The sequence below is a fragment of the Agrobacterium sp. MCAB5 genome, from assembly GCF_052114365.1.
Classification (GTDB): Bacteria; Pseudomonadota; Alphaproteobacteria; order Rhizobiales; family Rhizobiaceae; genus Agrobacterium; species Agrobacterium tumefaciens.
This window is the reverse complement of the sequence record NZ_JBFREP010000231.1, coordinates 1-481: the sequence shown is the minus strand read 5'-3', so window position 1 is coordinate 481 and position 481 is coordinate 1. Positions and strand designations below refer to the sequence as shown.

Annotated in this window: 1 protein-coding gene; it reads left to right on the top strand. The window is 53.6% G+C overall.

Annotated elements, in window-relative coordinates; translation table 11 throughout:
• Positions 1 to 481, top strand: a 481-nt coding sequence (locus AB4Z23_RS28375; protein WP_441361293.1) for a methyltransferase C-terminal domain-containing protein, incomplete at both ends; no start/stop codon positions are given.

Genomic DNA, 481 nt, shown 5'->3' with positions numbered 1-481 from the left:
CCCTCGAGTTCCCGCATATAGAAAAGCTAATCGAGGAGAACCAGTTCGATACCATCTATCACGAGCACTTTTCCTACTTCTCATTGCTGACCATAGAAAAAATGGCCCGCCGTCATGGGCTCAAGGTTTTCGATGTCGAAGAGATCCCCACACATGGCGGTTCGCTGCGGGTCTTTTTCTCGCACCAAGACGGCAATTTTCCGCGTGAAGCCCGCGTGGATAGCCTTCTGGCACGGGAGTTGAACGCCGGGCTCGACAAGATCGAGACCTATACGGCATTCTCCGAAGCCGTGCGCCAGACCAAGCGAAACCTCCTGTCTTTCCTCATCCGCCTCAAGGAGATGCGCAAATCGATCTGCGCCTATGGCGCACCGGGAAAGGGCAACACTCTGCTGAATTATTGCGGTATCGGCACCGATTTCATCGATTTTGCAGTAGATCGCAATCCTTACAAACATGGTCGCCTCACGCCGGGAATGCA